The 23,426-nt window shown below is 52.9% G+C and carries 31 protein-coding genes; 15 read left to right on the top strand and 16 right to left on the bottom strand.

What is annotated here, in order from left to right; all coding sequences use genetic code 11:
- Window positions 1-179 precede the first annotated feature (179 nt).
- The 3 genes from dgcJ (at window position 180) to H7R56_RS14300 (ending at window position 2,966) form a co-directional block, all read left to right on the top strand.
- Window positions 180-1,676, top strand: coding sequence for a diguanylate cyclase DgcJ (dgcJ, locus tag H7R56_RS14290; RefSeq protein WP_106926468.1), 1,497 nt, complete (start codon window positions 180-182; stop codon window positions 1,674-1,676).
- Window positions 1,669-2,169, top strand: coding sequence for a YbaK/prolyl-tRNA synthetase associated domain-containing protein (locus tag H7R56_RS14295; protein ID WP_106926466.1), 501 nt, complete (start codon window positions 1,669-1,671; stop codon window positions 2,167-2,169). The genes dgcJ and H7R56_RS14295 overlap by 8 nt, the downstream gene beginning before the upstream one ends.
- A gap of 350 nt (window positions 2,170-2,519) precedes the next feature.
- Window positions 2,520-2,966, top strand: coding sequence for a DUF441 domain-containing protein (locus H7R56_RS14300; RefSeq protein ID WP_106926464.1), 447 nt, complete (start codon window positions 2,520-2,522; stop codon window positions 2,964-2,966).
- On the opposite strand, the gene H7R56_RS14305 is transcribed toward H7R56_RS14300, so the two are convergent.
- Window positions 2,950-3,741: an AraC family transcriptional regulator gene (locus H7R56_RS14305; protein ID WP_106926462.1), complete on the bottom strand. Its 792-nt coding sequence runs from the start codon at window positions 3,739-3,741 to the stop codon at window positions 2,950-2,952. The genes H7R56_RS14300 and H7R56_RS14305 overlap by 17 nt on opposite strands.
- 99 nt (window positions 3,742-3,840) lie before the next feature.
- Here H7R56_RS14305 and H7R56_RS14310 point away from each other — a divergent pair, with 99 nt between their 5' ends.
- The gene (locus tag H7R56_RS14310) at window positions 3,841-5,028 is read left to right on the top strand and encodes a CynX/NimT family MFS transporter (protein ID WP_106926460.1); all 1,188 of its coding nucleotides are present in this window, start codon (window positions 3,841-3,843) and stop codon (window positions 5,026-5,028) included.
- Window positions 5,029-5,092: 64 nt separating this feature from the next.
- On the opposite strand, the gene H7R56_RS14315 is transcribed toward H7R56_RS14310, so the two are convergent.
- Window positions 5,093-5,800, bottom strand: coding sequence for a CTP synthase C-terminal region-related (seleno)protein (locus H7R56_RS14315; protein WP_106926458.1), 708 nt, complete (start codon window positions 5,798-5,800; stop codon window positions 5,093-5,095).
- A 139-nt stretch (window positions 5,801-5,939) separates the two neighbouring features.
- Between H7R56_RS14315 and H7R56_RS14320 the strand changes: the two genes are divergently transcribed.
- Window positions 5,940-6,284 (top strand): DUF488 domain-containing protein, encoded by a 345-nt coding sequence (locus H7R56_RS14320; protein ID WP_106926456.1) that lies wholly within the window; start codon window positions 5,940-5,942, stop codon window positions 6,282-6,284.
- Window positions 6,285-6,314: 30 nt separating this feature from the next.
- Here the strand turns inward: H7R56_RS14320 and H7R56_RS14325 are convergent, their stop codons facing one another.
- Together H7R56_RS14325 and H7R56_RS14330 are read right to left on the bottom strand one after the other, a co-directional pair.
- A complete protein-coding gene (locus H7R56_RS14325) occupies window positions 6,315-6,620 on the bottom strand; it encodes a hypothetical protein (protein WP_106926453.1) in 306 nt (101 codons plus the stop codon).
- Between the two features lie 60 nt (window positions 6,621-6,680).
- Window positions 6,681-6,929, bottom strand: coding sequence for a putative hemolysin (locus H7R56_RS14330; RefSeq protein WP_106926451.1), 249 nt, complete (start codon window positions 6,927-6,929; stop codon window positions 6,681-6,683).
- A 324-nt stretch (window positions 6,930-7,253) separates the two neighbouring features.
- Here H7R56_RS14330 and H7R56_RS14335 point away from each other — a divergent pair, with 324 nt between their 5' ends.
- Together H7R56_RS14335 and H7R56_RS14340 are read left to right on the top strand one after the other, a co-directional pair.
- The gene (locus tag H7R56_RS14335; protein WP_182928289.1) at window positions 7,254-8,273 is read left to right on the top strand and encodes a sensor domain-containing diguanylate cyclase; all 1,020 of its coding nucleotides are present in this window, start codon (window positions 7,254-7,256) and stop codon (window positions 8,271-8,273) included.
- Window positions 8,274-8,319: 46 nt separating this feature from the next.
- On the top strand, window positions 8,320-8,424 hold the full coding sequence (locus H7R56_RS14340; RefSeq protein ID WP_106926447.1) for a YoaK family small membrane protein: 105 nt from the start codon (window positions 8,320-8,322) through the stop codon (window positions 8,422-8,424).
- Between the two features lie 102 nt (window positions 8,425-8,526).
- Here the strand turns inward: H7R56_RS14340 and H7R56_RS14345 are convergent, their stop codons facing one another.
- Window positions 8,527-10,002: a GGDEF domain-containing protein gene (locus H7R56_RS14345; RefSeq protein ID WP_106926445.1), complete on the bottom strand. Its 1,476-nt coding sequence runs from the start codon at window positions 10,000-10,002 to the stop codon at window positions 8,527-8,529.
- 195 nt (window positions 10,003-10,197) lie between these two features.
- Window positions 10,198-10,458 (bottom strand): DUF2534 family protein, encoded by a 261-nt coding sequence (locus tag H7R56_RS14350; RefSeq protein WP_106926443.1) that lies wholly within the window; start codon window positions 10,456-10,458, stop codon window positions 10,198-10,200.
- A 212-nt stretch (window positions 10,459-10,670) separates the two neighbouring features.
- Here H7R56_RS14350 and H7R56_RS14355 point away from each other — a divergent pair, with 212 nt between their 5' ends.
- From H7R56_RS14355 to H7R56_RS14365, 3 genes are read left to right on the top strand one after another with little or no spacing between them, the layout of a single operon-like run.
- Window positions 10,671-10,997 (top strand): TehB family protein, encoded by a 327-nt coding sequence (locus H7R56_RS14355; protein WP_106926441.1) that lies wholly within the window; start codon window positions 10,671-10,673, stop codon window positions 10,995-10,997.
- A 31-nt stretch (window positions 10,998-11,028) separates the two neighbouring features.
- Window positions 11,029-11,382, top strand: coding sequence for a TehB family protein (locus H7R56_RS14360; RefSeq protein WP_106926439.1), 354 nt, complete (start codon window positions 11,029-11,031; stop codon window positions 11,380-11,382).
- Window positions 11,383-11,387: 5 nt separating this feature from the next.
- On the top strand, window positions 11,388-11,570 hold the full coding sequence (locus H7R56_RS14365; protein WP_106926437.1) for a DUF1869 domain-containing protein: 183 nt from the start codon (window positions 11,388-11,390) through the stop codon (window positions 11,568-11,570).
- A gap of 267 nt (window positions 11,571-11,837) precedes the next feature.
- Here the strand turns inward: H7R56_RS14365 and H7R56_RS14370 are convergent, their stop codons facing one another.
- The 3 genes from H7R56_RS14370 to H7R56_RS14380 all read right to left on the bottom strand — a co-directional run bounded on the left by H7R56_RS14370 (window position 11,838) and on the right by H7R56_RS14380 (window position 14,439).
- The gene (locus H7R56_RS14370) at window positions 11,838-12,473 is read right to left on the bottom strand and encodes a carbonic anhydrase (protein ID WP_106926435.1); all 636 of its coding nucleotides are present in this window, start codon (window positions 12,471-12,473) and stop codon (window positions 11,838-11,840) included.
- Between the two features lie 105 nt (window positions 12,474-12,578).
- Entirely contained in the window at window positions 12,579-13,928 is a 1,350-nt protein-coding gene (locus tag H7R56_RS14375; RefSeq protein ID WP_106926433.1) for a GGDEF domain-containing protein, read from the bottom strand.
- A 286-nt stretch (window positions 13,929-14,214) separates the two neighbouring features.
- Window positions 14,215-14,439, bottom strand: a complete 225-nt coding sequence (locus H7R56_RS14380; protein ID WP_106926431.1) for a hypothetical protein — start codon at window positions 14,437-14,439, stop codon at window positions 14,215-14,217.
- Window positions 14,440-14,667: 228 nt separating this feature from the next.
- On the opposite strand from H7R56_RS14380, the gene H7R56_RS14385 reads away from it, so the two are divergent.
- Complete coding sequence (locus H7R56_RS14385; protein ID WP_106926429.1) at window positions 14,668-15,063, top strand: DUF1398 family protein; 396 nt, start codon at window positions 14,668-14,670, stop codon at window positions 15,061-15,063.
- 69 nt (window positions 15,064-15,132) lie between these two features.
- Here the strand turns inward: H7R56_RS14385 and H7R56_RS14390 are convergent, their stop codons facing one another.
- Window positions 15,133-15,609 carry a cold-shock protein gene (locus H7R56_RS14390; RefSeq protein ID WP_106926427.1) on the bottom strand — a complete coding sequence of 159 codons (477 nt, stop codon included), beginning with the start codon at window positions 15,607-15,609 and terminating at the stop codon, window positions 15,133-15,135.
- Window positions 15,610-15,798: 189 nt separating this feature from the next.
- Here H7R56_RS14390 and H7R56_RS14395 point away from each other — a divergent pair, with 189 nt between their 5' ends.
- A complete protein-coding gene (locus H7R56_RS14395; protein ID WP_106926425.1) occupies window positions 15,799-16,497 on the top strand; it encodes an RluA family pseudouridine synthase in 699 nt (232 codons plus the stop codon).
- Between the two features lie 11 nt (window positions 16,498-16,508).
- Here H7R56_RS14395 and H7R56_RS14400 read toward each other — a convergent pair whose 3' ends face one another.
- Window positions 16,509-17,048 carry a DUF2058 domain-containing protein gene (locus H7R56_RS14400; RefSeq protein ID WP_106926423.1) on the bottom strand — a complete coding sequence of 180 codons (540 nt, stop codon included), beginning with the start codon at window positions 17,046-17,048 and terminating at the stop codon, window positions 16,509-16,511.
- Between the two features lie 223 nt (window positions 17,049-17,271).
- Here H7R56_RS14400 and H7R56_RS14405 point away from each other — a divergent pair, with 223 nt between their 5' ends.
- Both H7R56_RS14405 and H7R56_RS14410 read left to right on the top strand, forming a co-directional pair.
- The gene (locus tag H7R56_RS14405) at window positions 17,272-17,832 is read left to right on the top strand and encodes a thioredoxin fold domain-containing protein (protein WP_223878924.1); all 561 of its coding nucleotides are present in this window, start codon (window positions 17,272-17,274) and stop codon (window positions 17,830-17,832) included.
- A gap of 300 nt (window positions 17,833-18,132) precedes the next feature.
- Window positions 18,133-18,375 carry a DinI-like family protein gene (locus tag H7R56_RS14410; protein WP_106926421.1) on the top strand — a complete coding sequence of 81 codons (243 nt, stop codon included), beginning with the start codon at window positions 18,133-18,135 and terminating at the stop codon, window positions 18,373-18,375.
- Between the two features lie 68 nt (window positions 18,376-18,443).
- Here H7R56_RS14410 and icd read toward each other — a convergent pair whose 3' ends face one another.
- Window positions 18,444-19,694 (bottom strand): NADP-dependent isocitrate dehydrogenase, encoded by a 1,251-nt coding sequence (gene icd, locus H7R56_RS14415; protein ID WP_106926419.1) that lies wholly within the window; start codon window positions 19,692-19,694, stop codon window positions 18,444-18,446.
- Window positions 19,695-19,909: 215 nt separating this feature from the next.
- Between icd and rluE the strand changes: the two genes are divergently transcribed.
- Complete coding sequence (rluE, locus tag H7R56_RS14420; RefSeq protein WP_106926417.1) at window positions 19,910-20,572, top strand: 23S rRNA pseudouridine(2457) synthase RluE; 663 nt, start codon at window positions 19,910-19,912, stop codon at window positions 20,570-20,572.
- A 20-nt stretch (window positions 20,573-20,592) separates the two neighbouring features.
- Here the strand turns inward: rluE and csgG are convergent, their stop codons facing one another.
- From csgG to H7R56_RS14440, 4 genes are all read right to left on the bottom strand, one after another.
- A complete protein-coding gene (gene csgG / locus H7R56_RS14425) occupies window positions 20,593-21,438 on the bottom strand; it encodes a curli production assembly/transport protein CsgG (protein WP_106926415.1) in 846 nt (281 codons plus the stop codon).
- A gap of 19 nt (window positions 21,439-21,457) precedes the next feature.
- Window positions 21,458-21,871, bottom strand: coding sequence for a curli production assembly/transport protein CsgF (gene csgF, locus H7R56_RS14430; RefSeq protein WP_106926413.1), 414 nt, complete (start codon window positions 21,869-21,871; stop codon window positions 21,458-21,460).
- A 9-nt stretch (window positions 21,872-21,880) separates the two neighbouring features.
- Window positions 21,881-22,270, bottom strand: a complete 390-nt coding sequence (csgE, locus tag H7R56_RS14435; protein WP_106926411.1) for a curli production assembly/transport protein CsgE — start codon at window positions 22,268-22,270, stop codon at window positions 21,881-21,883.
- Between the two features lie 171 nt (window positions 22,271-22,441).
- Window positions 22,442-23,422 carry an IS5-like element IS5 family transposase gene (locus H7R56_RS14440; RefSeq protein WP_000019402.1) on the bottom strand — a complete coding sequence of 327 codons (981 nt, stop codon included), beginning with the start codon at window positions 23,420-23,422 and terminating at the stop codon, window positions 22,442-22,444.
- Window positions 23,423-23,426 lie beyond the last annotated feature (4 nt).

Below are 23,426 nucleotides of genomic sequence, written 5' to 3' on the forward strand. Positions count from 1 at the left end.
TTACATGTTACTTTCACATAACCGATGAAACAGGCAAGAAACAAAAACGCATTGCGGGAATCGCCCTCTGCCAGCGCATCTACGTGTTTTGAAACATTTTCGTTGCTAATGCTTTACTAGAGATACGGCCCCGCCCATGGTAAAATTCCGAATTACACGGAAGAAGATTTAATTTCACCATGAAACTGCAGAGCAAAATATTACGTTTCGTCATCTCCTCCGGTGTGGTAATACTGACATCATCATTTCTGATCTATGAATTGGTGGCCAGCCACCGGGATATGACAGAATATATGCGATATATCATAGACAAAGGAGAAGCCGCTTTTCTCTATGATAAATATCAGAACCAGCTAATTATATCGCAATTCACCCGCAAAATGGGCGACCGACCTACTGCCCAGGCGGCGGCGCGCGCCTGCGCCAGCGTTCAGCACCGCGGTGACATCAGCGGCCTGAACGTCGACGACTACACCTATACGCCGCTGCAGGGCACGTTGACCGCGGGTCATTCTCCCTGCCAGACGTGGGTGAACGATCTGCCCGCGCTGGAAGCCTTTGATTCTGCCATCGCCAATAATACAGCGTGGAAATCTATTCTGCCGAATGAACCGCAGCCACAAAAACGTTTTCGTTATTATATTGATTTAATGAATCAATATATTTATTTCAATTCCCCGGTTAAAATTACAAATACGGCGTTAACCGGCTGGAATTTCCTCTACGGTGGGCGTTTGGGTATTTCTCCCGCCAGTCTGGAAAACCTCTTTCTGGGTAGAACGGTGGTATCAAGCATCTATGCCGATACCTTTACCCGTAAGAATATCTTAACTTTCCTGACCCCTGTCTTTCAGCATGAACTGCTGAAAGGGATCGTGATGGTCGATCTTTCTCATCAGGATATGCGCGATATCTTTTATACCCACGATCGGCCGCTGGTCTGGCGCTACCTGGATATCTCGTTCACCGACTCCGACAATAATGCGCATATTGAAGTCCATCGCAGCGCAGCGCATCTACTGAGCTATGTGAACTACTCACGCCCGCTAGCAGAAAATATGCGCATCGAGCTGTCGCTGGACGTGATGTACTTCCTGCTCAGCTCGTGGAAACTGTTCCTGTTTTATCTGCTGACAACCGCGACCTTAATGCACCTGGTGCGCACCCACTTCCGTCTTTACCAGATGGTCAGCAAAGAAAACATCAGCGATTCACTCACCGGGCTGTATAACCGGAAGATCCTCTCGCCGGTGCAAAGCATGCGCCTTCAGCGCCTGACCGAGCAAGGTGCCAGCATCGTGATCATCGCGCTCGATCTCGACAAGTTAAAGAAAATCAACGACACCTGGGGGCATAACGAGGGCGACCGCGCCATTATCCTGCTTGCCCAGGCGATTTCCGCTACCGTGCGCAAGAGCGATTATGCGGTGCGTCTCGGCGGCGACGAGTTCTGCATTATTCTGGTCGACTATGACGAAGAAGATGCCCGGTTGATCCCGCAGCGCATCAAAGCGCAGTTGGCGCTGCTTGACGATGAAAATCGCGTTAGCTTCTCGTGGGGCGCGTATAAAATGCAGGTAGGCGATAACCTGGATACGGCGATGGACATTGCCGACCAGCGCCTTTATCAACATAAACATCAGCGAAATGGCAATAATGGGGGGAAGCATGATTGAGCCCGTATCACCAAATATCCACCAGCGGCTGCTGGCATTATTGGATAACCAACAGGCGCGCTATCGGGTGATGGAGCACGACGCAGTGGGTAAGTGTGAAGCCGTTTCCGCCCTTCGCGGTACCGCGCTTGGCCAGGGCGCAAAGGCGCTGGTATGCAAAGTAAAAGGCAACGGCGTGAACCAGCATGTGCTGGCGATTCTGGCGGCCGACCAGCAGGCCGATCTGTCGCGCCTGGCACAGCATATTGGCGGGCTGAAGGCATCGCTGGCAAGCCCGGCGGAAGTTGAAGCGCTCACGGCCTGCGTGTTCGGCGCTATCCCGCCGTTCAGCTTCCACCGCGCGCTGCGGCTTATTGCCGATCCGCTGCTGTTTGAACGCTTTGATGAAATTGCCTTTAACGCAGGCAGTCTCGAAAAATCCGTGATCCTCAATACCGCTGATTACCTGCGCATTGCCCAGCCGGAGCTGGTTGCCTTCCGCCGCCAATCCTGATGATACCCCTGGTCGATCGTAGGCCGGATAAGCGAAGCGCCAGCCGGCACCCTGACACCCATTGCCGAACGGCGCTACGCAAAGTATGGCTGAAGACGATTCCACTGTTTATGCGCGAAGGCAGCCCATTAATGACGGTATTGGTCAAATAATCAGGCAAATGCCTGAAATCCTGCGCAAAGATTGAAAAACACCTGCCAGCGCGCCGCTTCTTGCGTACAGTAGGGAAACGGAAATACGTAGCCCGGCCGAGCATAACAACGCCGGGGCACGACCCGGGGGACAATAAATGCCTCGCCAGGGCTACGGCAACGCTGTCTTTTTCTCTTTTTGGCAAGGATTACCGCTCTATGCTCGATACCACCCTGCTGATCCTCCTGGGTCTGGCGGCGCTTGGCTTTGTAAGCCATAACACCACCGTTGCCGTGTCTATCCTGGTTCTGATTATTATCCGCGTTACGCCGCTGAGCGCCTTTTTCCCGTGGGTGGAAAAACAGGGGCTCAGCATGGGTATCATTATTCTGACCATCAGCGTCATGGCGCCTATCGCCAGCGGCACCCTGCCCGCCAGCACGCTGATTCACTCTTTCGGTCACTGGAAATCACTGGTTGCTATCGCCGTCGGGGTCTTTGTCTCCTGGCTTGGCGGGCGCGGCGTGACGCTGATGGGCAGCCAGCCGCACCTGGTAGCGGGTCTGCTGATAGGTACCGTGCTCGGCGTAGCGCTGTTTCGCGGCGTGCCGGTAGGGCCGTTGATTGCCGCTGGGCTGGTGTCGCTGCTTATTGGGAAGTCGTAGTCAGCGCCGTCAGATAGCGCCCCGGCGTTTGCCCGAGCCCCTTACGGAACATGGTGATAAACGCGGTCGTCGAGTCATAGCCTAACGATAGCGCCACCTGCTGAACGCTCAGGCCACGTACCAGCATCTGTAGCGCGAGGATCAGCTGCAGCTGATGCCGCCAGCGGCGAAAATTGAGGCCGGTCTCTTTAACCACCAGCCGGGCAAGGTTACGTTCGCTCATCGCAAAGCGGCTGGCCCACTGCGTCAGCGTCTGCCAATGCGCCGGTGCCGATGCCATCGTGTCGACCATCAGGCGGATTTTCGGGTGCGTGGAAACCGGCAGCTGTAGCTGTTGCTCCGGCTGCTGCGGCAGTTCATCAAAGAGAACCTGTATCAGCCGCTGGCTTTCCACCGTCAGACGCGCGTCCTTATCCCGCCGGGCCAGCGTCAGAATCAGCTCACGTACCAGCGGCGAAATTTTTAGCGTGCAGCAGTGCGCGGGCATCTTCGCGGCGCCCGGTTCAATAAACAGAAAGCACAGCTCCGCCTGTGGCGTCGCGCGATTGCTGTGCGGTACTTCTCCGGGGATCCACACCGCAAACTGCGGCGGCACCATCCACATAGCGTTTTCAACTTCGCAGGTAATCGCACCGTGCAGCGCCAGAATCAGCTGTCCTTTTCGGTGCTGATGCAGCGGAATATGCTGTTCCCCTTCTGATACCTGCACACCAAAGGCTACTGCAGCATCCTCATGGCTGTCAGGATGATAGCCACCTAAACCCAACCCCAGCATTATTTTGTCCGAATTTAGCGATAATTTGTCATTTTAGCTTGATTTAAACGAAGGCTAAAGCAGGTATCGTAGCGTCTCTACTGTTGACCTGAGAACACTATGTCTGACGCTGTGACTTCTTCCAGCCGCCGCTGGCTGCTGATTGTCGGTATTTTACTGATTGCTTCGACGCTACGCGTCACCTTTACCGGCGCGGCACCGCTGCTTGACGCCATTCGCGCCGAATACGCGCTCACCACCGCGCAAACAGGCCTGTTGACCACCCTGCCGCTGCTGGCGTTTGGGCTGGTCTCGCCGCTGGCCGCCGGCGTCGCTCGCCGTTTTGGTATGGAACGCAGCCTGTTTGCCGCGATGTTACTGATTTGCGCCGGCATCGCCGTACGCTCACTGCCCTCGATTGCGCTGATGTTTATCGGTACCGCGGTGATTGGCTGCGGCATTGCGCTGGGCAACGTGCTGCTGCCAGGGCTTATCAAACGGGATTTTTCTGGCCAGGTCGCGAAAATGACCGGTGCTTATTCGGTAACGATGGGGGCCGCCGCCGCGCTGGGCTCCGCGCTGGTAGTACCGATTGCACTCAGCGGCCTGGGCTGGCGCGGTGCGCTGCTGATGTTAATGGTATTCCCGCTGCTGGCACTGGCGTGCTGGCTGCCGCAGTGGCGTTCATCGCGCGCTAGCGCAATCTCCAGTAGCGGCGCGATGCATAACCGGGGGATCTGGCGTTCGGCGCTGGCCTGGCAGGTCACGCTTTTCCTCGGGCTGAACTCGCTGGTCTACTACGTCATTATTGGCTGGCTACCGGCAATTCTGATTAGCCAGGGCTACAGCGAAGCGCAGGCGGGTTCTCTGCATGGCCTGCTTCAGCTGGCCACGGCCGCACCCGGTTTCGCCATCCCGCTGATCCTCCATCGGCTAAAGGATCAGCGCGGGATCGCCATTGCCGTGGCGTTAATGTGCGCGATCGGCGCGCTGGGCTACTGGCTGCTGCCGGCACAGGCAGCGCTGTGGACGGTTATTTTTGGTTTCGGTTCCGGCGCGACGATGATTCTCGGGCTGACGTTTATCGGCCTGCGCGCCAGTTCGGCACATCAGGCGGCGGCGCTGTCCGGTATGGCTCAGGCTGTGGGCTATCTGCTCGCCGCCTGTGGCCCGCCGCTGATGGGGAAAATGCATGACGCCACCGGAGCATGGCAGCTGTCACTGATGGCGGTCGCCGGGCTGGCGCTGGTGATGGCCGTATTTGGCGGATTGGCCGGGCGCGACAAAGAGATTCGCGTCGGCCAGTAGAGAGAGAGAGTCACAGTCGGCCGGGCAAGGCGTAGCCGCCATCCAATCGACTGTGAGTCTATTTTTACTGCGCGGCGGCGTGCAGGAAGGCCTGCACCAGCGGTGCCGGCCGGCCCGCCAGCGCATTGCGCTCATGCTGGAACAGCGTCGCGACAAAGAACGGGTGAGTGACCAGTTCTACCGCGCGAATATCACCATTATCATCCCAACCCGTCACGCGCAGCGGCTGCGCATCAAGCTCGGCGGCGAAGTCGGCGGCAATCCCGTAGTTGCAGTGATACCCTTCTTCGATCGTGTCGCGGCCGTAGGCGCGGGCAATCAGCGTGTTGGCGCGCAGTTCAATGGCATCACTTTTTTCCACCAGCGAGCAGGTGAGCGGCGCGATGACCATCCGCCCCTCGCGGTCAGTTTCCGCGTGCGCGGCATCTTCCCAGCCCATCACATTACGCGCGTATTCAACAATCGCATGCTGAAAACCACCGCAGGTACCCAGAAACGGCAGGCTGTTTTCACGCGCATAGCGCACGGCAGTCAGCGCGCCTTCGGTATTCTGGTACGGGCTGGCAGGCACCAGCCAGAGGGCATCAAAACCGGCCAGATCGTCAGCGCTTTTCACATCGCGCGTGGCCAACCAGCAATATTCAACGGGCAGTTCCAGCACCGCGGCAGCATCGTCGATCGCCAGCGGAATCGCCTGATGCGCAATGACATCGGCATTGTAGTCGCCAACGAGGGCAATACGGAGAAGAGGAGTAACGGCGGAGTTTTCCATGATGAGTCCTTATGGGCTGACGTTAACGTACGGCATAAGGAGCCTCAGACTAGCGATGTCTGCGCACAATAGCAATAGCTGACCAGAGAACCCAACCAAAGTTTGTGGTATGGTCAAAAAGGACAAAGGGAGGAAGGATATGATCCAGTGTAAACGCGTATACGAAGACGCTGCACCTGATGATGGCTACCGTGTTCTGGTTGATAGGCTGTGGCCGCGCGGCATTAAAAAGGAAGACCTCATCTACGATGAGTGGTGTAAAACCCTGGCCCCGTCGGCAGAGCTGCGTAAGGCCTTTCACGGAGAAGTGATCGATTTTGCCAGCTTCTGCCAGCACTATCGCGAAGAGCTTTCACACCATCTGGAGGACGGTCGCAGGCTGGCCGACATTGCGCATAATCAGGGCGTTACGTTGGTTTACGCCGCCGCAAACACCGCGCAAAACCACGCGCGCGTGCTCGCCGACTGGCTGAAAAATCTCTGACCTACCGCGCGACGTCAGCCGACGTCGCGTTTACGCTACCTGCACCTCACGCTCACGCGCCGGCAGCATATCGGGCGTCAGCGGCATTAAATATTCCGATCGCACAAAGGCAAAACCGTGCAGACCGTCGCCGGCGCTGACGTCACCGGTCACCAGCCACAGCGCGCGCGGCGCGTCGGCAGCCAGTTCAGTCATCACGCCGTTGACAGGATTCAGGCAGCGTTCACCGGGTTGGATGAGAGCGAAAAGCTCAACGCTCTTGCCTATATTGGCACGGCCAGCAACCGTACGGGCACCGATGATCATGGCGGTAGTGCCCGGTTTTAGCGAAAACATACATCACTCGTTAGTCAGAATAATCCTGGTTACGAAGTGTACTGGATGTCACCTTCGCTGTCATTTTTTCTGCGGATGATCGCGACGCCACAGCGCCCATTCTTCGATCGTTTCCCCATCTGGCAGTTTACACAGGCTGAATTGTCCCTTCTCATTAACCTGCGGAATGCTTTCTCCGCCCTTCTGCTGGCAGTAGACGGCAGCAGGATTTGCCATACCGATCTGCGGCGGTAATGGCGCCTCCGGTTGAGCCTGTTTTGCGCAGCCAGCAAGGAACAGCGGCAGCAGTAAAAGATAGCGGGATGACATAATTTTTCCTTATTTTTACGCCGGAGTTTAGCTTTAAACTCCATAATTTCTTCATTTTAACTACACTTTTGATAGGTAAAGTCATTCTCGTTCTCAACTGACCAGAGAACAGAACATTCCATAATCAATGAGTTACTTTGCCCCATCTCCCCCGATGGGGCTTTTTTTTACCCGTCATTCACGGTGCTTCTCGGTAAACACCCCCGTTTTGCCAGCACTATGCTTACCTTTCTGATACAGAATGTATAAAATTCAGGAGATACGATTTCGTTTGAGGATCATACACTATGATCGCTCATACCATTCCAGGGGACCGTTGTTTTCATGTCAGATATTATTCTCGCCAGAGTGTCACAAACGCTTGCTACGGAACAGTCGCTGGAAAGCCTTGTCCGGCAACTGCTTGAAATGCTTGAGTTAGTTACTAATATGGAATCGACCTATCTGACAAAAATTGATACGCAGGCCGACCTGCAGCACATTGTTTATTCGCGCAACAGCGGCGATATGACCATCCCCGAAAACCTGACGGTGCCGTGGGGCGATACGCTATGTAAGCGCGCAATGGACGATCGCTGTTTCTATAGCGACAACGTGCCAGAACGCTGGGCCGACTGCGAAGCGGCAAAAGCGCTGGGTATCACCACCTTCCTCAGTACACCGATTCACCTTACCGATGGTTCGCTCTATGGCACGCTGTGCGCCACCAGCACGCAGCAAAAGCCGCTCAGCTTTAACAGCGAACAGGTGCTGCAGCTGTTTGCCAGCATTATCGCGCGCTATATCGAAAAGGAGTCGCTGGTCACCCAGCTGCAGGAGGCCAACGCGGCGCTGGTCTATCACTCCTATACCGATGCGCTGACCGGCCTGCCTAACCGCCGGGCGGTTTTTGAAAACCTGGAGACGCTGTTTTCACTGGCGCGTCATCTGAACCTCGCGGTCATTCTCGCGTTTATCGACCTCGATCGCTTCAAGGAAATTAACGATGTCTACGGTCACCAGGCGGGCGATGAATTTTTACAGCTGGTGGGGCAACGTCTTAGGCACGGCATTTCTGTCGACGATCAGCTCGGCAGACTAGGCGGCGACGAATTTATGGTCGCCACGCTTGAGCGTTCGACCACTCAGCTTGCGCAGTTTACCGAAACGCTGCGCCAGTTGCTGATCGGCGATTATCTGCTGGGTGAGGTGTTGATCCACTATCCTGGCGCCAGCATCGGCGCAGTGCGCGTCGACCCATCGCACATGGACCCGGACAGCGCCCTTCGCGCCGCCGATAGCGCAATGTACGAGGACAAAAAATTTCGCCATCGGCCGCAAATTAGCGCCCAGCGGGTAGGCTAATTACAGTATCATACGCGCTGTTTATAACAGGAATCAGGATGTCACCATGAGATTGGGTATCGCTTTCCCTATCGTTATCTTTGTTATTGCCGTGATCTTTCTGGGCTGGTTTTTTATTGGCGGCTACGCGCTGCCGGGAGGAGCACAATGAGAAAGACCACGATTATCATGCTGATCGTCGCCATCGTCACCGTCGTTGGCGTCCAGCTCGGCTGGTGGTAGCTCGCCAAAGATAAGCCGCGCCCCCGCCGGCTTATCCCCTTTCCCCGCGCCGCTTTTTCATCTGATACATTTCCGCATCCGCCTGCTGAATCGCCTCGTCCAGGCTATCCCGGCACGATGCCACGCCCCATGATACCGACAGCGGCACCGGCGTCCCCTGGACGCTAAATGGCAGCATGGCAATACCGGAAGCTATCCGTTCAGCCACCATATGCGCGTGGGCAACATCCGTACGGCTGAGCAGCACAATAAACTCATCGCCGCCGCTGCGAATGACCCAGTCACCGTTAGCGCGCACTGAATCCAGCATGCGGCCAGCAATCGCCTGTAGCGCAAGGTCGCCCACCTGGTGCCCGTAGCTATCGTTAATTGACTTAAATTTATTACAGTCGAAGAGGATCACCGTCATATACGGCAGCGAGCGTTGCTGAATCACAGAGAAAATATTGCGCGTAAAGCAACCAGTCAACGCGTCGCGATAAAAGCGCAAATCGGCGCGATTAAGGTGGAAGCGAATCAGTATAAACAGCAGTATGAGCAGCACAGGCGCAAGTGTCAGGGTGGTTATCGCCGCAGGATCTTCGCCCAGGAAGGACCAGAAAGGCAGCGCATATTTGATCTCATAACGCGACGACACCGTATGGGTATGGTAGTTATCCAGCCAGCTACAGTCATTAACGATACACAGCAATTCGCCCGTACGACGATTCTGAAAACCCAGTATTAATCCGTCCTGCACCCGATTATTAAATGCCTCCTTCAGGGCAGACATCAGTTGGGGTGAAGATAAATCATAAACCAGGTAAGCAACAATATGATTGCTGGCCTCCCCCTCGGAAAGATCGTAAATATAGCTCACCACGCTATAGGCTTTACTGCCCGTGATTTTATCATCATAAAAATCCGTCGAACTGCGCGATTTTTTCAGGACACTGGTCTGTAATACGCGATCGTAAAACGGTTCTGGCTCGGAAAAGAACTTTCGCAGGTTATTAGCCATTTGTGATGTGTCAAAATTAAACGGCACGGAGTCAGAGGCGTTAAACCAGTAAAACCAACTCGCGTCGCTGGCAATAACATAGCGGTGAATGTCTTTGAGGGCTGGATTCAGCGCGTGGCTTTTCTGACGCACGAATTCGGCGGCCAGGTACATGCAGCGGCCACGACGCTCCTGGGTGCGGGCAACCATCGCGCCGCGCTGAAGGTCAAGCGCCTGCGGGTTAGCGTTAATCCCCCATGCGCTACCTCGCGCCTCGAAAATATCGGCCTCGCCACACATCGCGTGAGAGCTTATCTGCTGAAAGCGCACGCCCGTCGCATCGGCAATCAGCTCATTATCATTAAACATCTCCGTCATCTGATTTTGCAGAGCGTTAATGCCTTCGTTAACCTGCGACATGGCGCGGGAATAAAGAATGAAAAGCGTTACGCAGATCAAACCCAAGGTCATCAATGCCGATGCCAGCAGCGCCTGTTTCTTACGTAAACTGTCCTGGATAATTCTCACTGGCACCCCGAATGAATGGGCTTTCTTCCTGAAACACGCTCTACGTTAGCATTTTTCGTATTGCGATAAATTTGCATTACGAAGCAGGATCATTCTGGATAACGAAGTGCGCACGCGTGAATTTGATCGTGTCAGGTCTTTATCAAAATGGCAATCAGAATACGGTAAGGCGAGCAGAACGCTCGCCGGAAAGAATTAACGCTGGTTATCAGAGCCTAAAAAGAAAAAACCCAATGGAATTGAAAACAGTAAGGTAAAAATAGAGCTGTAAACCAGCACCATTGCCCCCTGCAGCACAAACATGCTTGTGGTCCATTCGGAATACGGCAGGTTGTATTCACTCACCACCCCACCGAAGGTCGCTCGTCCCACCACCACAACGGCAATCGCAAACACCACAAAAGCGGACAACAGGAATTTTTTGCCGTTTGACGTCCGCAGTTTCTCCAGAATCATTGCATCCTCCCGACGCTGACTTCACGATATTTCACCGTATTTGTAACACTAATGAAGCATAAATTGAATATTTATCATTGCAACAAGTGAACAATTAACGGCAAAAAAGAACAAGAATTTAACACCACACGAAAGATGCATTTAAAATGCATTTTATTGTAAACAGGCTGGAAAAAATGTGCTTTAATACATTCAACGTATAGGGGGAAAACATGCTACGCATTCCGCAAACTTGTATTCATACCCGTTCCACCCCGTTCTGGAACAAAGACACCGCGCCGGCCGGTATTTTTCAACGTCACCTGGATAAAGGTACGCGACCGGGCGTTTATCCGCGACTGTCGGTCCATCAGGGGGCCGTTCGTTATCTGGGTTTTGCCAGCGAAACCTCACCGGAGCCGGAGAGCGAACTGGTTATCAACGCCGGCCATTTTGGCGTGTTCCCGCCGGAGAAGTGGCATTACATCGAAACGATGACCGACGATACCGTCTTTAACATCGACTTCTTTGTCGAAGCTGATGTGCTGAAATCCCTATAGAACACTATGGTGATGTAGTAAGGAGCCATCCATGTTACGTATTCCTGAAAACTTTGTTCATTCGCGTTCGACCCCGTTCTGGAATAAAGACACCGCGCCGAAAGCCCTGTTCACCCATCACAACACTAAAGCCCACGTTTACGGACGGTTATCCGTGATGCAAGGGGCCGTGCGCTACTTTGGCTTCCCCGACGGCGACGCAACCGAACCAGACGTTGAGGTGGTGATAGAAGCGGGCTCCTTTGGCATTTCACCGCCGCAGAAGTGGCATCGCATTGAGCTGCTCACTGACGACACCTATTTTAATATCGACTTCTTTGCCGATCCTGATGCTACGCTTGAGGGTATTGGCCTGGGCAAAGTGGTTAATTCACATAAGGGGTAACAGCAATGGGTAAGGCAACCTATACGGTGACCGTCACCAACAATAGCAACGGCGTTTCCGTCGATTATGAAACCGAGACGCCGATGGAGCTGTTGGTCCCAGATGTTGCCGCTGACGTGGTTAAAGAGCTGGTCAATACCGTGCGCGCTTATGATACCGAAAACGAGCATGATGTTTGCGGCTGGTAGCGTTCGCATGAAATGAAAAAAGGAGCCTGAAACGGCTCCTTTTTTTTGTTCTCGCCCGGATGGCGTAGGCCATCAATGCAGATTCATACTTTGGTTGCAGCGCCCTAGCCCCCGCGTTTTGCCAGGTTTAAAACAATCACTGGCGGAGGAAAACGCAATGGCCTGGCGACCTTTTCTTTATTTGATCATCAACAAAACACCACACCTTACGCCAGGACGCGGCAAGCTCAGGTTGGTCAGCAGCGTATAGCGACGCAGGTTTGTCGATTACTCGAAGAAAACGTCTGGGTTATCGGCCAGCGACACGAAGCGCTTGCTGTTTTTTTCCAGCGCACGAATTTCGCCGCTCTCAATGTCGTATACCCAGCCATGCAAACGCAGCGCGTTATCGCGCAGGCCTACTGCCACCGACGGATGGGTTTTAATATTATTCAGCTGAGCAATCACGTTCTCTTCAACCATGGCGTTCACTTTATCGGTTTCGTTGACGAAGGTTTTCTTCTCAACGACCGCTTTCGCCGCATCGGAGTAACGCAGCCAATGGGATACCGCGGGCATAGGCTCCAGGCACTGGCAGGTCGCAATGGCTTTCATGGCACCGCAGTTAGAGTGACCGCAGATAACGATATCCGTGACGCCTAACGCGACAACAGCATATTCGATCGTCGCTGATACGCCGCCCGGCTCCGGGCCAAATGACGGCACGATATTCCCGGCGTTGCGGATAACAAACAGCTGCCCCGGCTCTTGCTGTGTCACCAGTTCAGGCACCAGACGGCTGTCTGAGCAGGAGATGAACAGTGCTTTTGGATTCTGGCTAGACGCCAGGCTGCGGAAGAGTTCCTTACGCTGAGGGAAAACTTCTTTCTGAAAGTTGAGGAACCCTTCAATGATATGTTGCATAGCAGTATCTCTTTTTCGTTTTTACGCAGGTCATGATTAACATCACATTTTCAGTGTACCACCTGCGCGCAGAAGGAAAAGACCCTTCTGGCATTAACATGCAAGTTACGTACTCGTCATAACCCGGTTACGCCCGGCGCGCTTGGCGGCGTACAGCGCGCTGTCGGCGAAAGAAATACATTCATCGGCGGAGAACACTTTGTCCGACGAACAAAACAAACCTATGCTAATCGTCATTGGCTCCGGAGTCCGATACGCCAAGCCCTGCGCCGTTTCCCGCTCTATTTCAACGCGTATTCTTTCGGCAATCCGCGCCGCCACCGTCGGGGGCGTGTCGTGCAGTAGCACCGCGAACTCTTCCCCGCCGATGCGTGCCAGAATATCCTCCTCGCGCACCGCGTTTTTCGCCAGCGCAACCACCGTCTTAATCACCGCATCGCCCGCCGGGTGCCCATAGCGGTCGTTGATACGTTTAAAATGATCAATGTCCATAATCATCAGGCTGATTGGCCTCCTGGAAACCATCAACTGCTGCAGCTCCTGGTAGAAATAGGCGCGGTTATAGATCCCGGTAAGCGGATCGTGAATCGACAACATCGTCGATTTTTTATGCATTTTGAAAATATCGTACAGCAGCACGACAATCACAAAGAAGGTACAAACGACCTCCACGCCGCGGCTAAGGTACCAGACGGGGAAATTGTACTCGTTCAGGTTAAGCAAAATAATATTGCTGAACAGGCTGGAAACGCAGAACGCGGCGATGCTGCACCACAGCAAGCTGCGCAGTTGGGTAATCACAATAGTCAGCACCAGAGTCATAAACCAGGCGGCCACAACGGCAACGCCGTAGTAGGAATTCCAGGCATTGCGGCCATTCGCAAAGCGCGTCCCCATAAGATTAAGTGAAATCTGCGGATTATAGCTGGACAAATTATGCGCAGAGATCGCCATCACCAGGAATATGCAGGCAAGGAGCAGCACCAGCGCTTCATCTTTACCCACAGGCGCAATATTCTGGTTCATTCGACGGGCATAAAACAGCGCAATCAGAAATGACGACATCAGCGTTAGCTGGCGAAACAGATAAAAAATCGCTAAATCATTGGTGATAGCTTTCAATGGAATACACAGCGCAATCATTTCCTGGATAAGAACCAGAACCTCGACCCAATAAATATCCGCACCGAGAAATCCCAGCCCAAGGATGGCGACAAAAAGCAGTTTTCTATTACAGATAAACTGGAAAAACATAAAGAAAAAGATAATTGCATCAAGCAACAGCAGTAGCCCGGAAAAAACCAGGTAATAAATATCGGCAATAAAAATGGTATAGGTAGCCAGATGGCCCGCCAGCATAAACATCGCCACGATAAGCAGGCTGACGGCGGTGAGGCTAAAAATAATTCGTTTACTGACGCAGGAACAGCACAGGCTCATCAATGAGTCCTCCATGACAACTTCTCATGTTATAGTCTGTCGTCACGCCAATGCATATTGCGCTTAATCAATATTTAACTTTATAAATAGCAGGACATCCACTTGCTATTTCTTTGCTAATGTTTTATCAGCCATTTATATGAAGAGAAAAATCATTCACGCGATGAATACTTTAATCACCATCATTAATAAAATGTATTTATATTGGCAAAAAGCGTTCCAAATAAATGCCCGCATTAATAGATAAACCGCCTGATACGCTTCACGTCGGAAATAACCGCCCGAAGGCGGTATTGCGATACTACACGTCTGACTCCAGCGCATCCTGGATTGCATCAGCCAGGGTAGCAACCTCTTGTGAGACGTTACGCAGGTCCATCTGCGAACGAATTCCGGCATTCGCAGTGGTGGCAGACACGGCCGCTTTAGCTATCTCTAGCGCAGCCTGAACGGCCAGCAGACGCTTGCGGTTCTCAGCGGCATCAACGCCGGTTGCATCATCAAGATCAAAGTACCCTTCTAACATGGTTATCTCCTTTATAAGTGCTTGCCTAGTGTAGGGGGATAGCCGCGCGCAGGCCACCAAAATCGCCCACCGTCAGCCACATAAGCGCGGCGTAACCTGCGCAAACAGACAAAATAACCATCACAAACTATTAGTTTTGCAATCAATCGTCTACACTCATCTCAGGGAATACAGGGATGGTGAATCAATAAAATTAATATAAGAAACAGGGATACAGGGGAGATAAAAATGGAATTGAGCGACACGCTGTGCGAACTTTTTGAGCAAGTCAGGTATAAATCTGATTTCCCGCAGTTCTTAACACAGTTAAAACAAAATGATATTTCGTATTACATTTATTTTGTCGCCACGGGCAATGTCAAAATTGTCACGACCTCTGACTCTTACGTATCCATGAAGAGTGACCGTAGCTTAATTAAAGTCAGCGCAGGCGGCAGCAGCCATTTGGCCCGAATGGCCGCAAAGCGACATTTTACCGGCATCACCCCGTTTGAACAATATTGCCGCGAATTAGCCAGAGCGGGCGTCTTTAAGTGGGTGGTGGATGTGAATGAAGTCAACCGCTCATACTGGTCGAAAGACAATCAGCTATTACATACCGAGAATATTATTAGTCCCACCTGATAATGACCCATAAAAAAACGGGAGAACGCCGGTTACGATCGTCTCCCGTTTCTGCCATCACAGCAATGGTTAGATTTTAAGCAGCTTTATCGTGGCGTCAATATCGATCTCATCTTCCGAGAAAATCAGCGTCGTCCCCTGGAAGGTCGTGATCGCCAGCTTTTTCAGAGAGCGCATTTCGCCGGGCTTCGCTTCTGATTTCGGGCGGATACTGTTCATCAGCAGGCCAACCGACAGCACCGCATTCTCTTTATCGACACGCGTCTCAGCGGGCACCTCTTCGCTGTAGACCACGAAAGATTTGATTGACGTCAGCTTCAGCTTTTCGCCTGCAATGTAGATGTACTTGCTATCCGGTATCACCTTCACCGCATAGGCCGACAGGCCTTTATTATTGGTGGTCGGTTCAAAAGTGACGGCTGCATCTTTTTTTATCAGCTCAGGGTTGGCAACCTTAATCACGTGAAAATAGCGGTTGTCGCCATTTTCATCTTTGATAAATCCAAAACCTTTATCTTTAAACCACGTTGTGATTGTTCCGTTCATCGCCGTTACCGCCTGGTTAATCGTTAATCAACTCAATTTTTTGCAGCGCGCAGTGTAATGCACAATGCGCGCGCAGACTATGTCTTTGGGTTAAGTGTGGATGATAATTTTCTGACGGGCGAGCGTGTAATTCGCCAGCCGAGGGAAAATTGGGTATCATCCGCTTCCACTCTCCAGCCGTGCAGCCTGATGTCTACCATTCTCGATACCTTTATTGCGCCACCCTGCGATAAGCAGATTGAAATACGCTATCAGGACGAATACCTGGTGATTATCAATAAACCCAGCGGGCTGCTCAGCCTGTCGGGGAAGAATCCGTTAAATTTTGATTCCGTGCACTACCGTCTGACGCAGCGCTTTCCGGGCTGTACCCTGGTGCATCGCCTGGATTTCGGGACCTCCGGGCTGATGGTGGTGGCGCGAAATAAGGCCATCAACGCGGCGCTCAGCCAGCAGTTCAGCCAGCGGACGGTCAGCAAGGCCTACAGCGCTCTGCTCTGCGGGCACCTGAGCCATGACGAGGGGCTGATTGACGCACCCATCGCCAAAGACCCGGCACGTTTTCCCCTGATGTCGATTTCCACCGCCAACGGTAAGCCCGCGCGCTCGCGCTATCGCGTGCTGTCGCGTTTCTGCCAGGAGCAGGAAAACGGCAGCGCGCTGCCGCTCACCCGGGTACATCTGCTGCCGGAAACCGGGCGTACCCATCAGCTCCGTATCCACTGCCAGCTGCTGGGCCACCCGATACTAGGCTGCAATCTGTATGGCGGCCTTCTGCTTCCAGGCACCGAACGGACGCCGCGGCTGATGCTGCACGCCAGCGAGCTGCGTTTTGTCCATCCCGTCACTTTGGAACATATCAACGCCCACTGCGCGAGCCCGTTTTGATGGGCAATGCGTTACCACATCAGATCGTCAGGGATTTTAAAATCAGCGTACGGATCGTCTTCATCCTGCACATCCTGACTTAGCGCACTGTGCAGTACGATGCTGCTGGTATCACGCTGGGCAATTTTATCCGCGACAATCGCCGGAATGATCGCGTACTCACTTTCCCCAGCCGCATTCGTCGCCAGGCGTGCAATCGCCAGACGGCCGTTAATCAGCTGAGTCTGCGTCGGTTTATCCACCACCAGCTTTTTGATCACGTTATTATCGGTGAAGTTAAAGTTGATATCCCCCCGGGCAATAGTGATGCGGTTCATCTCAATCAGTTGCTTCACCTGCGCTTTATACTCTTTAGACAGCGTCGCCTGCTTTTGCTGTTCGCTCAGCTGCTTATCGCGCTCCAGCTGGGCCTTTTTATTCTCTTCCACCGCTTCTCTGGCCTCACGAGCCTGAACGCGCGACTTTTTAGCCGTTCTTTGTACTTTGGCCATTTTCTTGCTGGTGACGAGCCCGGCTTTTAGCATCTGCTCTTGTAAGGTCAGTTTGGTCATCGTTGTTTTAAACTCATTGAAAAATTTAGTCCGATTATAGCCGCAATGACCACCGCGAAGCCAGTTGGCGGAGCCGCTAAGCGCGTATCGCGAGATGTATAAAAAATAATCATTGCTCAAATATGCTTCGATCCGCTAAAGTCACTGCGTTTTACGGTTGATGCCAATAACATCATCCGAAGACGCCGTTGACGATCCGATGTTTGTTGAAATGAGGTATACCGTGAAAGTATTTCCGCTGATTGCCCTGCCAGTTGTCTGGGCAATGAGTTTTAGCGTTTTTTCCGCTGATGCCCCGGCCAGCGCCGATGAGAGCACCGCAGAAGCATTAAAGGATCTCGACCGCACTCTGCCTAAGTTAGCCCCCGTGACCTTCACCGCCGCTGATGAAAAACACAAGGTTCTGGTGTTCATCGATAATCAGTGTTCTTTCTGCTCGCAGGTTGTAAAAAACATCAAGAGCTACAACGACGCCGGGCTGACAATGTCATTCCTGACCGTCGCACCGCCTTCCATCCGTGATTCCGTGATTGAAGATATGGGGCGAGTGTGGTGTGCCGATGACCGTAAAAAAAGCCTGCAAGGCGCAATGGCGGGCTTTTTGCCCAATAATGGCACCAGTACCTCCTGCTCGGACGAAGTGGCGCAACAGTCGGCCTTAGCCGAACGCCTGGGGATTCAGTTGACCCCAACGATGATCGTGCTGGATAACCCGCCAAAGGTCATTCTGGGCAGCGCCAAGCCGGATGCCATTCTGGACAAAATAGCCGGCAAAGCCCTGTAACCCGCAGGCGCCTGAGATAACCCCGCACGGCGGTAATCCCGCGAGGTTAAGCATTATGGCGCCGATAGATTCATCATAATCGCGCGGTAGGCCGGCCGGATAAGGCGTTGACGCCGCCATCCGGCAATCAAGTACAGGCTGCCGGATGGCGCTTCGCTTATCCGGCCTGCCACCCGCTAAAACCTGCATTGCCGTACAGCGTTTTTTGCGCAAACCCTGGCCGATACGCTCGCTGATATTGACACCACCACGCCTCCGATATATATACTGTTATTATATACAGTAAAATGGAGTGTTAGCATGTTTGTGGAACTGGTGTATGACAAACGGAATTTTGAAGGGTTGCCCGGCGCAAAAGAGATTATCCTGTCAGAGCTCAGCAAAAGAGTTCATAACCTCTTTCCCGATGCCGACGTTCGCGTAAAGCCGATGATGACGCTGCCCGCCATTAACACTGACGCCAGCAAGCACGAAAAAGAACAAATCAGCCGGGTCGTCACGGAAATGTTTGAGGAAGCTGAATTCTGGTTGGTCAGCGAGTAAGCGCGTTATTCACCGATAAAAAAACGGGAACCATCAGGCTCCCGTTTCACACTAACCCAGAATCTGGATTACATGTTTGAGATGATCGCGTCACCAAACTCTGAACATTTCAGCAGTTTAGCGCCTTCCATCAGACGTTCGAAGTCATAGGTCACGGTCTTGTTGTTGATCGCGCCTTCCATACCTTTAACAATCAGGTCAGCCGCTTCGAACCATTCCATATGACGCAGCATCATTTCTGCGGACAGGATGATAGAACCAGGGTTCACTTTGTCCTGGCCTGCGTACTTCGGTGCTGTACCGTGGGTCGCTTCGAACAGTGCGCATTCGTCACCGATGTTCGCGCCCGGTGCAATACCAATACCGCCAACCTGCGCCGCCAGGGCGTCAGAGATGTAGTCACCGTTCAGGTTCATACAGGCGATCACGTCGTATTCTGCCGGACGCAGCAGAATCTGCTGCAGGAACGCATCGGCAATCACATCTTTAATGATGATTTCTTTACCGGTGTTCGGGTTCTTGATTTTCTGCCACGGGCCGCCGTCGATGAGTTCGCCGCCGAATTCGTCGCGAATCAGCTGGTAGCCCCAGTCTTTGAACGCGCCTTCGGTGAACTTCATGATGTTGCCTTTGTGCACCAGGGTCAGGGAGTCACGGTCGTTGGTGATCGCGTATTCGATCGCCGCACGTACCAGACGCTTGGTCCCTTCTTCGGAACACGGTTTAATGCCGATACCGCAATGTTCCGGGAAACGAATTTTCTTCACGCCCATCTCTTCGCGCAGGAATTTAATCACTTTCTCAGCGTCTGCGGAGTCAGCTTTCCATTCGATACCTGCGTAGATGTCTTCGGAGTTTTCACGGAAGATAACCATATCGGTCAGTTCTGGGTGTTTCACCGGGCTAGGCGTGCCCTGGTAGTAACGCACCGGGCGCAGACACACGTACAGGTCGAGTTCCTGACGCAGCGCAACGTTCAGAGAACGGATGCCGCCGCCAACTGGCGTGGTCAGAGGGCCTTTGATAGCAACGCGGTAATCGCGGATGAGATCCAGCGTTTCTGCTGGCAGCCATACGTCCTGGCCGTAGATCTGAGTGGATTTTTCCCCGGTGTAAATTTCCATCCAGGAAATTTTACGCTCGCCTTTGTAGGCTTTCTCAACAGCGGCATCAACCACTTTCAGCATTGCCGGAGTCACGTCAACGCCGATACCGTCGCCTTCAATAAATGGGATAATCGGATTGTGTGGCACATTCAGCTTGCCGTCTTTCAGGGTGATTTTTTGACCTTCCGCCGGAACAACTACTTTGCTTTCCATTCACCTCTCCTTCGAGCGCTACTGGTGTGCTCGTCATCCTTTACGCCACAGGTTCTTGCCGCTACTACGCCCACTCCACTTAGTCTGGAGATGCACTGTCTTACCGTCTTCCTGCAACACAAAGAGTTAGAGCATTTTTGTTAATGTTTTGTAATAAGCCTGTCAATACTACCTGATTGTTTGGCGCCATGAAAGACTCTCGTTCTTAGGCTATAATGCGCGAATCTATAAAGCCTGAAAATACTATGATTAAAACTTCTTTTAGAAAACACCGGGTTGAGCGATTCAGCTCAAAACAAGCCGCTAAGCCGCGCCGGGATAACCAACCAAAACGCGTCATACTGTTCAATAAACCCTATGATGTTTTGCCGCAATTTACCGATGAAGCGGGCCGCAGCACGCTGAAAGATTTTATTCCCGTGCAGAATGTGTACGCCGCCGGACGCCTTGACCGCGACAGTGAAGGGTTGCTGGTGTTAACAAATGACGGCGCGCTGCAGGCCAGGCTCACCCAGCCGGGTAAGCGGACGGGCAAAATTTACTATGTACAGGTAGAAGGCGAGCCTGGCGAAGAGGCGATGCAGGCGCTGCGCGACGGCGTCACGCTCAACGACGGCCCGACGCTGCCGGCCGGTATCGAACGCGTTGAGGCTCCGGAGTGGCTGTGGCCGCGTAACCCGCCGATCCGCGAGCGGAAGTCTATTCCCACTGCCTGGCTCAAAGTGACGCTCTATGAAGGCCGTAATCGTCAGGTAAGGCGGATGACCGCTCACGTGGGCTACCCGACGCTGCGGTTAATTCGTTACGCGATGGGTGGCTACACGCTGGACAACCTCGGCAATGGCGAATGGCGTGATGCCAGCGGCGAGCGCGAATAGCGCTCGCCTGGCGTGAGCGGTCAGGAAATATCAGGAACGATGATACTTTTGTATTTTTCGAGTACCGGCGAATTGATATCCGAGGCGTTCTTCAACTGCCACAGGTTGCGGGTGATCCCGTCATTGACCAGATAAATGACGCCGGTTTCAATGGCCGACATCAGGCACAGCATGACCGGTTCATTCACCGTGTAGCCCACTTCCCCTTCCAGCAGACGCTGATAGTCGATATAGCGGAAGACGCCCGCCTGGAACTCGTAGGACAGAATCGTTTTACTGGTATTTACCGAGGAAAGTACTTCGCCGGTGCTCACGTTGACGACCCTCAGGTTGACGGCAATCTGATCGAGCTGGTACTGCGTGCTGGCGCCAATACCAAAGTAACGCGCCCCCGCCCCGCCCGATTTCACATTACTTTCATAACCGATGATCGAACCTTCAATCAGGATATTAGCCGCCACCAGCGACGGCAGCTGACCGCGGTTATTTTCTGCGACGGTACCGTTTTCCTGCGCGGCGCGAATAATTTTGCGCTCATTGAGCAGGTTTTGCAGCCCCTGACGTTCCAGCGGCGTAAACCAGTTGGAATCTTTCAGCGCCGAAACCAGCATCGCGGTGGCGCTCTGCGGGACAGAGGTTGAAAAGTTACTCGCCGGGTAAGGTTTAAACTGCCCGGTTTCATCCTGGATATTATAAACTGAGACAAACAGTTTACCCTGCGGTGGCGGCAGATGCGTTAAGTCCTGATAGCTCTGCGAGCGCGGCAACAGCGTTGGTTTTGCAGCCTGTTTAGGGGGAGAGGTAATGCAGCCCGTAAGCATCGACAGGCTAATTAAAATGACCACTACGCCGGTTATATTTTTCATCTCAGCATCCCGCCACTGATTAATTTGTTGAAACACTGCTCAGGCCGCTGACCTGAATAGAGGACGATTTCCCGGTAGAGCGGTCAAGGATGTTCATCATCAGCTGACCGTCGGTATTGGTGATATCAACAATAAAGTCTTTAGTGACCAGCCGCCCCGGTTTACCGGTAGAGAGGTTGCCCATCAGGCTACCGAGCAGCTGCGACTGGATAGCTGAAGTGAAATTATCAAGTGTTGAACTTGATGACGAAGTACTCCAGTCGTAAGCATTGGGATCTTTATAGGAGTTTTGCGCATTCGCCTCCGAGAGCAGAAAAGAACCATTATTGGGGTTGCCGCCAAAATTAGGGTTAACAAACTGGAAGGTCAGGTTCCCCGCCTGGGCTGTGGTAGATAAAAAACCAATACCAAGAATTAAAGAAAGCACTTTCATCGTACGCTCCTAGAACTCATCTTTGGTTAAGTCGCCAGTATTTAATAAAGCTTTATTAATGGCGCGCTTCTGCAAAGCCTCATACACGGAAGCTAATGCGACATTAACTTGTTTATCAAAGTCATTTTTACTTGGAAATAAAAACGTCTGATACAGCAAATCTTGATCGACCTTGATCGTTATCCAGCTGCCCCAGCGGGCACTGGGGCGTTCATTAATCGTAATCGAACCCGGGTACTCTTCCTCCCAATGGTCGGTAAACTCCCGATAAAAATCGTGGCCCACACGGGTGATCGTATTATCCGTCACCAGCCCCGGCACCTCTATTTCTGCTGCAGCGGTGACGCGTACTGCCAGCAGCATTATTAATGTTACCGTTATCACTATCAGTTTTTTCATGATTAGCGTCTAAGGTTTTCGTTAGGGAAGGTGCGAATAAGCGGGGAAATTCTTCTCGGCTGACTCAGCCATTTCATTTCTTCATGTTTGAGCCGATTTTTTCTCCCGTAAATGCCTTGAATCAGCCTATTTAGACCGTTTCTTCGCCATTTAAGGCGTTATTCCCAGTTTTTAGTGAGATCTCTCCCACTGACGTATCATTTGGTCCGCCCGAAACAGGTTGGCCAGCGTGAATAACATCGCCAGTTGGTTATCGTTTTTCAGCAACCCCTTGTATCTGGCTTTCACGAAGCCGAACTGTCGCTTGATGATGCGAAATGGGTGCTCCACCTTGGCCCGGATGCTGGCTTTCATGTATTCGATGTTGATGGCCGTTTTGTTCTTGCGTGGATGCTGTTTCAAGGTTCTTACCTTGCCGGGGCGCTCGGCGATCAGCCAGTCCACATCCACCTCGGCCAGCTCCTCGCGCTGTGGCGCCCCTTGGTAGCCGGCATCGGCTGAGACAAATTGCTCCTCTCCATGAAGCAGATTACCCAGCTGATTGAGGTCATGCTCGTTGGCCGCGGTGGTGACCAGGCTGTGGGTCAGGCCACTCTTGGCATCGACACCAATGTGGGCCTTCATGCCAAAGTGCCACTGATTGCCTTTCTTGGTCTGATGCATCTCCGGATCGCGTTGCTGCTCTTTGTTCTTGGTCGAGCTGGGTGCCTCAATGATGGTGGCATCGACCAAGGTGCCTTGAGTCATCATGACGCCTGCTTCGGCCAGCCAGCGATTGATGGTCTTGAACAATTGGCGGGCCAGTTGATGCTGCTCCAGCAGGTGGCGGAAATTCATGATGGTGGTGCGGTCAGGCAAGGCGCTATCCAGGGATAACCGGGCAAACAGACGCATGGAGGCGATTTCGTACAGAGCATCTTCCATCGCGCCATCGCTCAGGTTGTACCAATGCTGCATGCAGTGAATGCGTAGCATGGTTTCCAGCGGATAAGGTCGCCGGCCATTACCAGCCTTGGGGTAAAACGGCTCGATGACTTCCACCATGTTTTGCCATGGCAGAATCTGCTCCATGCGGGACAAGAAAATCTCTTTTCTGGTCTGACGGCGCTTACTGCTGAATTCACTGTCGGCGAAGGTGAGTTGATGACTCATGATG

Source organism: Klebsiella sp. WP3-W18-ESBL-02 (assembly GCF_014168815.1).
Classification (GTDB): Bacteria; Pseudomonadota; Gammaproteobacteria; order Enterobacterales; family Enterobacteriaceae; genus Kluyvera; species Kluyvera ascorbata_B.